This is a genomic window from Haloimpatiens lingqiaonensis (assembly GCF_901447495.1).
Taxonomy (GTDB): domain Bacteria; phylum Bacillota; class Clostridia; order Clostridiales; family Clostridiaceae; genus Haloimpatiens; species Haloimpatiens lingqiaonensis.
Genome location: NZ_CABDWS010000099.1, coordinates 1 through 9,203 on the forward strand (window position 1 = coordinate 1; position 9,203 = coordinate 9,203).

At 28.6% G+C, this 9,203-nt stretch carries 6 protein-coding genes and 1 other annotated feature; of the genes, 5 read left to right on the forward strand and 1 reads right to left on the reverse strand.

The features are described 5' to 3' along the window. Nucleotides 1-339: 339 nt before the first annotated feature. The 3 genes from FGK85_RS13655 (at nucleotide 340) to FGK85_RS13665 (ending at nucleotide 4,818) form a co-directional block, all read left to right on the forward strand. Nucleotides 340-1,002, forward strand: a complete 663-nt coding sequence (locus tag FGK85_RS13655) for a hypothetical protein (protein WP_138207530.1) — start codon at nucleotides 340-342, stop codon at nucleotides 1,000-1,002. Between the two features lie 279 nt (nucleotides 1,003-1,281). Next, nucleotides 1,282-1,602, forward strand: coding sequence for a heavy metal-binding domain-containing protein (locus tag FGK85_RS13660; RefSeq protein WP_138207532.1), 321 nt, complete (start codon nucleotides 1,282-1,284; stop codon nucleotides 1,600-1,602). Between the two features lie 279 nt (nucleotides 1,603-1,881). Beyond that, on the forward strand, nucleotides 1,882-4,818 hold the full coding sequence (locus tag FGK85_RS13665) for an insulinase family protein (protein WP_138207534.1): 2,937 nt from the start codon (nucleotides 1,882-1,884) through the stop codon (nucleotides 4,816-4,818). Here the strand turns inward: FGK85_RS13665 and FGK85_RS13670 are convergent. After that, nucleotides 4,790-6,031 (reverse strand): IS701 family transposase, encoded by a 1,242-nt coding sequence (locus FGK85_RS13670; RefSeq protein WP_102399572.1) that lies wholly within the window; start codon nucleotides 6,029-6,031, stop codon nucleotides 4,790-4,792. The two genes, FGK85_RS13665 and FGK85_RS13670, sit on opposite strands and share 29 nt — an antisense overlap. A 401-nt stretch (nucleotides 6,032-6,432) precedes the next feature. Continuing rightward, nucleotides 6,433-6,656: a binding site (T-box leader), on the forward strand. 497 nt (nucleotides 6,657-7,153) lie between these two features. Here FGK85_RS13670 and aspS point away from each other — a divergent pair. Then, nucleotides 7,154-8,440 (forward strand): aspartate--tRNA(Asn) ligase, encoded by a 1,287-nt coding sequence (aspS, locus tag FGK85_RS13675; RefSeq protein WP_138207536.1) that lies wholly within the window; start codon nucleotides 7,154-7,156, stop codon nucleotides 8,438-8,440. A gap of 158 nt (nucleotides 8,441-8,598) precedes the next feature. Beyond that, on the forward strand, nucleotides 8,599-9,203 hold a 605-nt coding region (locus FGK85_RS13680; RefSeq protein WP_171011364.1), incomplete at its 3' end, for a UPF0236 family transposase-like protein.

Below are 9,203 nucleotides of genomic sequence, written 5' to 3' on the forward strand. Positions count from 1 at the left end.
GATTCCTGAAAATATGAAAATTAAAGATAAAAAATAAATTAATCCTAGTAAAGCATATTCTTGCCTTACTAGGATATTTTAATACTATTCTTGGAATTATTAAAGGTGCTAAAACTTTGACGCTTACCCTTAAAAAACCTAGTATTTTATTAGGTTTTTTTATTTTCTATATAATTTGAATATATGTTTAGAAAGGTTTCAACGCATTTTATATAGTAACAATAACAATATAAAATATATAATAATAATATTAAAAATGATAAAATATACTTTACACTAAACAAATATAATGGTAATATGAATACATAGAAATTAATTACAAATATGGGGGTGTAGAACATGAGTGAAAAAGTTTCTAATATATTTACTAAAGTTTTAGCTTGTATAATTGATGTAATATTTATAGTGTTTGTATTGTGTTTTTCAAAATTAAATATAATATCTAAAATAATTACAATATTTGTGGTTAGTATATTTAATATATATTTAATGCCAAGGATAATTAAAAAAATAAATGTAGAGATAGAAAAAACGAAATTGGAGGAACTTCAATATTTAGGTCCAAGTCCAAAGTTTGAAATTATTTATAATATAGCATTTTTAATAACCATATATTGTATGACTATTTACTATATGTTAGGTTACTACAATAATAAAATTTCATTTTTTTCTCCTTTAGGAATATATATTCTTATATTTGTAGTTATGATTATTATTGATTCATTATATGGACCACAGCTACAGGTTAATAAATTTAAAAATAATACCACATTTATTATGGAGAAAAGTGATAGGACAGGCGTAAGCATTTTGGGCAGCAGGGTTGGTTCGTATAAGGATGGAATTGTATTGGGGGATTATGTATTTTCAAAGGAGCATATATTGTATGCTAAAGAGGTAAAAGAAGATTTTACAATAACACTCACAGATAATAGAGAGATAGTGATTAGAGAAAAAATGGCTAAGAAATATTTTAGAAATGTACTAATCATAGATAAATAAAGCATATTATACTTTGAAAAGATTTTATAAATACCATGTTATCTTACAATATATATAGTTATAATAAACCTATAAAAGGATAATATAAAATATAAAAAATGATATGAAATACTTGACAATGGATTAATAAGGTTATATTATAATTATATAAATATTAAGTTAACTTTTGCACATAAATTTTAAGTGCTACATTAGATGAATAAATGTACTTAATTTTATAACTGCGAAAGTTAATGTGTTAATTAATACTAATAAATGAATTTTGAGGAGGAATTTAGTATGATACTTACAACCACACCACAAATAGAGGGAAAGAAAATAATGGAGTATAGAGGAATAGTATGTGGAGAAGTAATATCTGGTGTAAATTTTGTTAAAGATTTCATGGCAGGAATTAGAGATTTTGTAGGTGGAAGGTCAGAAACTTATGAAGAGGAATTAATAAGAGCAAGGGATGGTGCCATAGCTGAACTATCAAGAAGGGCACAAGCTATAGGAGCTAATGCTGTAGTAGGAATTGATATAGACTATGAAGTTCTTGGTCAAGGCGGAAGTATGCTTATGGTAACGGCCTCAGGAACTACTGTAGTAACAGATTAATTGTTTTAAGGGCATGGAGATCATTGGTGGCTCCATGCCTTAATTTTAATATAATAATTTATAGTAAGCAGTTTAATTTATCTTTACCACGTCTATTCCGTTCCCCATCATAGAAAATAAGGAAAATAAATTCATTAAGTCTCCATCGTAGCAATATATTCATTAGACTTGATTTTATAGTAACTTAGTTATATTATGGAGTTAATGCATTATTTGTAATTGGAACAATATTTTGATAATTTAAAATAAGCATGTATAACTTAACAAGGGGGGCATAGTATGCATAATGAATTTAAAGTTAATGAAATGTATCACGGTTTTAAATTGCTAGAACAAGAAAAAATTGATGAAATTCAATCTGTAGCTAGAGTATTTGAACACATTAAAAGTGGAGCAAGACTTTTGCACTTAGAAAATAAGGATGATAATAAAGTATTTTGTATAAGTTTTAGGACAACCCCTACAGATAGTACTGGAGTGGCACATATTTTAGAACATTCTGTGCTTTGCGGATCAAGAAAATTTAAAACTAAAGATCCTTTTGGGGATATTGCAAAAAGTTCACTAAATACTTTTTTAAACGCTATGACTTATCCAGACAGAACTAGTTATCCAGTGGCTAGCAGAAATCAAAAGGATTTTATGAATCTAATGGATGTATATTTAGATGCTGTTTTATATCCTAATATATATAAAAATCATCAAATACTTCGCCAAGAAGGATGGAGATATGAGACAGAACCAAAGACAGATAAGTTGATTTATAAAGGTGTTGTGTATAGTGAAATGCAGGGAGCATTGTCTTCACCACAGGAAGTTTTGACAGGGGAAATATATAAATCTTTATTTCCAAATACTACTTATGCATTTAATTCTGGTGGAGATCCAGAGGAAATACCACAGTTAACTCAGGAGGATTTTGAAGAATTTCACAGTAAATTTTATCATCCATCTAATAGTTATATTTATTTATATGGTGATCAAAATTTAAATGAATGCCTTAAATTCATAAATGAAAATTATCTTATTAATTTTGATAAAATAGAAATACCTTCCCATATAGATGATGTGAAATCTTTTAAAGAAATTATGGAAAGAACTTCGGAGTATTCTATAAGTCCAGAGGAAAATGAAGAAAACAAAAGTTTTTTTGCATTAAATTTTGTTTGTGGTGAAAATTCAAATGCTGAAGAATATTTAGCTATGAAGATACTTTATAACATGCTTATAGAATCGTCAGCTTCTCCAATAAAACTTGCTTTACTTAAGGAAGAAATAGGGGAAAGTATGCTTAACTTTGATCAAATGAATATGGATCCAACTAAACAGGCTATATTTCCTATAGCTGTAAAAAACACAGATAATAGAAAAAAAGAAAGATTTAAAGAAGTAATTTTTGAAACTTTAAGAGCTTTAGTTGAAAATGGAATAGATAAAAAGCTTTTAAAGGCGTCAATAAATTCAATTGAATTTGAACTTCGTGAAGCAGACCCATGGAGAATTGCTAATAAAGGACTTCATTATAGTGGTAAGATAATGGAGAGTTGGCTTTATGATGGTAATCCATTGGCGCATTTAAAATATGAGGAGAATCTTAATAAAATAAAGGATTCTATAAATGATAAGTATTTTGAGAATTTCATAGAAAAATATATGTTAAATAATAAACACTGCTCTTTAGTGGTTTTAAATCCTAAAAAGGGATTAGAGGAAAGTAAAGTAAAAGCTTTAGACGAAAAGTTACAAAATTACAAAGCTTCTTTATCAAAGGAGGAATTGCATAAGCTTCAAGAGGAAAATGAAAAATTAAATAAAGCTCAAATAGCAGAGGATACAGAGGAAGCTAAGGATACTATTCCAAAGTTATCTATAGAAGAAGTATCTCCTGAGGCTGAGAAAATTCCACAAGTAGTAACTGAACACAAGGGAGTTACTATACTTTCTCATAATATGAATACTAATAAAATATCCTATATAAATTTATTATTTGATGCTAGTATTATTGAACAAAAATACATTCCTTATATAGGATTACTACGCGATGTTTTAGGAAAACTTCATACTGAAAAGAGAAAATATTCAGATCTTGTAACAGAAATATATAGTGCTACTGGTGGTATAGATTTTGATACAGAGGTTTATAATGAAAAAAATAATATAGAAGTGTATTATCCAAAATTTATTATTAAATCTAAGGTGCTTTCAGAAAATATTCCTAATTTATTTGAACTGGTAAATGAGATAATAACTTTAACTAATTTTGATGATACTAGAAGAATTAGAGAAGTAATAAGAGAGACAAAATCAAAACTGCAAATGAGAGTTATAAATGCAGGAAATCAATTGGCTACCCTTAAGGCATATTCATGTTTCTCTAATGCTGATAAGTATAATGATATATTAAAAGGTGCAACATATTACGAGTTCTTATGCCATTTGGAGAAGGAGTTTGAAAACAATTGTAGTGAAATTGCTGATAATTTAAGAAAAGTATATAAGACTATATTTAATAAAAATAATTTAATAATTTCATTTGTAGGAGAAAAGGAAGAAGAAAATAAGGTAAACTCTAGCATGCATATTGTATTAGATGATCTTAAGAATGAGAAAATTAATGCTGCTGAAATTAACTTTAAACCATCAAATAAAATTCAAGCATTAGTTACTGCTAGTAATGTACAATATGTGGTTAAAGCCTTTGATTTTGGAAAGCTTAATCATAAATACTCTGGAAAAATGCGCGTTCTTCAAACCATATTAAATAGTGAGTATCTTTATACAAGAGTTAGACTTCAAGGTGGAGCTTATGGATGTTATATGGATATGAGAAGAGGAAATAATATTGCTTTTGCATCATATCGTGACCCGAATCTTACAAGAACTATTGAGGTATATGATGAGGCTTATAAATTTTTAGAAGAGATAAATTACACACAAAAGGATATGGAGAAGTTTATAATTGGATCTGTAGGGGATACATACAGACCACTGACTCCTGATAGAAAAGGTGAGAAAGCTACGGAAAATTATATATGTGGCATAACCTACGAGGACTTACAAAGGGAAAAAGATGAACTTCTAAGCGCAAATCTTCAAGATATTAAGGATTTTGCTTATATGGTAAAAGAAGGAATGAAACAAAATTATTCTTTAAATGAGCAAAAACACTTACATTATTTTACATTACTTAAGCACACTTATTGTGTGATAATTTAAGAGTATCAAAAATAGCATTTAAACTAACTCCTTTTTTATATTGAGAATATACCCAAGCAATTACTTCTTGTTGGGATTGTTTACGAGCTATTTTTAAACCTTCTCCAAATTTAGAACAATCTGTGCTTATGCAACAAGTACAATAAAGATAAGTCAATTGAGTTAAAATCCAAAATCTCTTTATGGCTTTTTCACCACGAACTTGATAATTATCAAAACCTAATTCCATCTTATTTTGACGGAAAAATACTTCAATTGTCCAACGTTCACGGTATTGAAAAAGTATTTCTTCTGTTGTGAGATTTATATCTGTTGATATAAAAGATTTTAATGCTTTTTCATTATAGAGAGCTTCTTTAGGATAACTAATAAGAATTACAACATTTTTAAAACCATTGATTTTGCCCTCATATCTATAAACATAGTAAGAGTGCTTATTCACTGTTACGAGGTGAAAGTCTTCCTTGTTTATAGTTTTGGCAAAACCATTAATTTTATGATTCATGCGCGAGCATTTTGGGTATATAATTCTATTAGTTTTTAACGCTCCTATATATTCAAAGCCTTTTGCCTTTGCTGTTTTTATAATTATTTCAGCACTATACCAACTATCCCCTAAGACGAAACCTTGAATAGGTGGTTCGGGTAATGAAGATATTATATTTACAGCAATATTAATCTTAGTAAATTTTTTATTGTCTTTATCGACTTTAGTCTTATCATAAAGCGTTAGCTGATAAGGAATTGTAACATCGCCACATTGTAGTAAAGCACCTACAACTTGGTGTCCATAGACTTTTTTATTTTCTAAATGTGATTGATGAAATTGACACTTTTCTATAGGATTTTTAGCCCGTGACGAAGGCTTTGTCTTCTTACAGATAGTATCATCAATAATCACATAAATAGGCTTTCCTGTATCACGAGATAACTGCCAAATTTTATTAACTGCGAACTTTTGTAATGCTCTCAAAATATAATCTTCATTCCATGGGCTTTTGGATAAAAATTGACCTATGGATGTTCTATAAGTACTCTGATAGCAACTTTCAGCTATATGAATAACTTTGCCATCATACCCACGACCTACGGCTGCAAAGATAAATTCACAAACATGTTTTAATTGAGGCAGTGTTAAATATAATGATAATCCAAGTTTAATTATGAAATTGTTAATCTCTTTATTATATGGTATATTATTTTCTGTAGACATTTATATTCATCCTTTGTTTATGTTTTCTGACAGAAATATAATACACTAGGATATTATGAATGTCTATTTTTATTCCATAATTTGTTATGAAATTTGCTCATTTAAAGAATTATTGTTGTGTTGCTGGTAATGAAAGGGAAATAAAACAAAATAAAAATATATTTGATGAGATTAGTATGTTACTATAGAAGGACAACCCGTAGAAGGACAACCCGGGGACGGTTCATTAAATTTATTAGTTAAAAACAAATATTTAGGTGTGAAATTTAAGGGAAGTTTAGTAATTTGTTTATAAATAATATTAATATTATTGTTAATATAAGTTTCAAATTATAAATTGTAAAAATGCAAAATATTGCATTGACAATTGTGAAGATTCATAATATAATCATTAACAATAATTAAATTCTTTGAAGGGAAGAGTAAGCATTTTAAGATTACTCTCAGCGAGTTAGGGATGGTGTGAGCCTAGCAGGAAATTAAATGCTGAAAGACGTCCTGGAGATGTTTACCTGAAAGCTTAAGTTATTAGGGTAAGCCGGGTTTCACCGTTACATGATTCCAAGTGAACTTTTAAATTTAAGGTTAAAAAGGATGGTACCGTGGGAATATACTCACTCCTAATTTGGAGTGGGTTTTTTTTATTATCATCTTAAATATGGCAATGCATGGCTATATTGTTTTTAACCAATGAATTTAGGGTTAATTAGGGTGGTACCGCGAAAAATTCGTCCCTTAGGCATTAGGCTTAAGGGATTTATTTTTTTACAATATGTAAATATAAAATTGTAATTTAGTAAAGTAGTTTTTAATTAGAATTCTAAATTAGAATTTTAATCTAACATTGCGCAGTGTTAGATAGTAAAAAAATTTAAATCAGCACATTATTTTATTGATAATGAAGATTTAAGAATAAGTAAATACATTGGTTTAAGTATCAAATTATAAAAGCTTATATTTAATTGACTATAAACTTATTAGAGTAGCGTAAAGTAAGCGATAACCATGAATTTATTAGAGATAGTGTAAAGTGAGATATGAAAAAAATTAGCCTTAAAAAATATGCTCCTTAGAGCTCAAATGGTTAAAATTTTTATATCAAATAGACGAGGAGGAATTTTTATGAAACGAATATTAGTTAAAAATTTATATAATGAAGTTAATAATGAAGTTTGTATTAAAGGATGGGTGCACAAAATTAGAAAGTTGAGCAAAGTATCTTTTTTAATATTAAGGGATAGAACTGGGCTGATTCAATGTGTAGTAGACAATAATGTAGATATTAAAGATATTAAACTAGAATCAGTTATAGAGATAGTAGGTAAGGTTGTAGAGGGCAAAAACAAAATAAGCAATGTGGAAATACAAGTAGAGGAGTTGAGAGTTATATCTAAAGTACAGGAAGAGCTCCCAATAGAAGTTAATAAAGAAGAATTAGATGTCAATTTGGAAACTATACTAGACCATAGGGTTTTAAGCTTAAGACATGAAAAAATAAATAGCATATTTAAAATACAAAGTATCATAGCCCAGGGATTTAGAGAATATTTAATTAACGAAGGATTTACAGAAATGTTTACTCCTAAAATAGTTTCAGAAGGTGCAGAAGGGGGAACTGCTATTTTTAAAGTTAAGTATTTTGAAAGAGAAGCATATCTGGCTCAAAGTCCTCAATTTTATAAACAAATGATGGTAGGTGCTGGATATGAAAGGGTTTTTGAGATAGCTCATGTGTATAGAGCTGAGGAGCATAATACCAGTAGACATTTAAATGAATATGTAAGCATGGACTTAGAGATGGGATTTATAGAAGATGAGAGAGAAATAATGAAGTTAGAAACTGGTATTTTAAAACATATTATGCTTAAATTAACCAATGAATGTAAAGATTTATTAGACACTTGCCATATTGAATTACCAAAGATAAAAGAAACCATTCCTTCTATTACTTTCTCTCAGGCTATAAATATATTAGAAAAAGAATATGGTAAGCTCTGTGAAGAGGGGGATTTAGACCCACAAGGCGAAAAATTAATATGTAAATATGCAGAGGAAAAATTAGGCTCAGAATTTTTATTTATAACAGACTATCCAAGAAAGAAGAGACCTATGTATACTATGCCAAAAGATAAAGAATTTACTCATTCCTTTGACCTTTTATTTAGAGGATTAGAGATTACCACAGGGGGACAAAGAATACATGAACATTCTATGTTAAAGGAAAATATGATATATAAAGGTTTAAACCCGGATAATTTTACAGCATACATGGAAGTATTTAAATATGGAATGCCGCCTCACGGGGGGCTTGCCATAGGATTAGAAAGATTGACTTCTCAGATATTGGGATTAAAAAATGTAAGGGAGGCTTCTTTATTTCCTAGAGATAGAACAAGGATATTGCCGTAGAAAAATTTATTTTGTCCTTAGAGTATAATTTTAGTAGGCAAAGATAGTAGTAATTACTGCTTAGAAAATTTAAAAGGAGATACAAAAAGTATCTCCCATGTACATAAAAAATCCATTATAATGTAAGTTGAAAAAACTATAAGATAATGGGTGATATTATGTACAATACAAGTTTAAATGAAAAAGAGATAACTTTCAATGATTTAGAGAAAAAAATATATAAATATGTATGTGATGAAGCATGCAGGTTCATGAGAGAGGTGCTAACGCACCTAGACCGTAGGTTGATGGATGAAAGAAATACTAAGGTTTATAGAAGTAAAGGTTTAAGACGTACGTGTATAAAGACTATTATGGGGGATGTAGAATTTGAGAGACGTCTGTATGAATTTAAAACAGAGGATGGCAAAAAAGCTTATAAATTCTTACTAGATGAATATTTACAAATGGATACAATAGGTCAGATTTCAACCACGTTAGTAGAAAAGATTGTAGATAATGTGACTAATGTTTCTTATAGGGATACTGCGAAAAATATTAAAGAGTTAACCAACCAAGAAATCAGCCATACAGCAGTATGGAATGTAGTACAAAAATTAGGTTCTAAACTTGAAGAAAAAGAAGAAAGAAAAATAATATTAAATAAAAAAGGTAAATTAAATGGATCGAAAGAAGTTAAAGTTTTATTTCAAGAAATGGATGGAATTTGGTTGAGTATCCAAGGAAAAGATAAACCTAAAGGAAAAAAGTCTAAAAAGAAAGA

What these genes read in the sequence shown, in the direction of transcription:
- aspS (WP_138207536.1), top strand. Translation starts at nt 7,154, where the DNA reads ATGAAACGAATATTAGTTAAAAATTTATATAATGAAGTTAATAATGAA.
- FGK85_RS13665 (WP_138207534.1), top strand. Translation starts at nt 1,882, where the DNA reads ATGCATAATGAATTTAAAGTTAATGAAATGTATCACGGTTTTAAATTG.
- FGK85_RS13660 (WP_138207532.1), top strand. Translation starts at nt 1,282, where the DNA reads ATGATACTTACAACCACACCACAAATAGAGGGAAAGAAAATAATGGAG.
- FGK85_RS13670 (WP_102399572.1), bottom strand. Translation starts at nt 6,031, where the DNA reads ATGTCTACAGAAAATAATATACCATATAATAAAGAGATTAACAATTTC.
- FGK85_RS13655 (WP_138207530.1), top strand. Translation starts at nt 340, where the DNA reads ATGAGTGAAAAAGTTTCTAATATATTTACTAAAGTTTTAGCTTGTATA.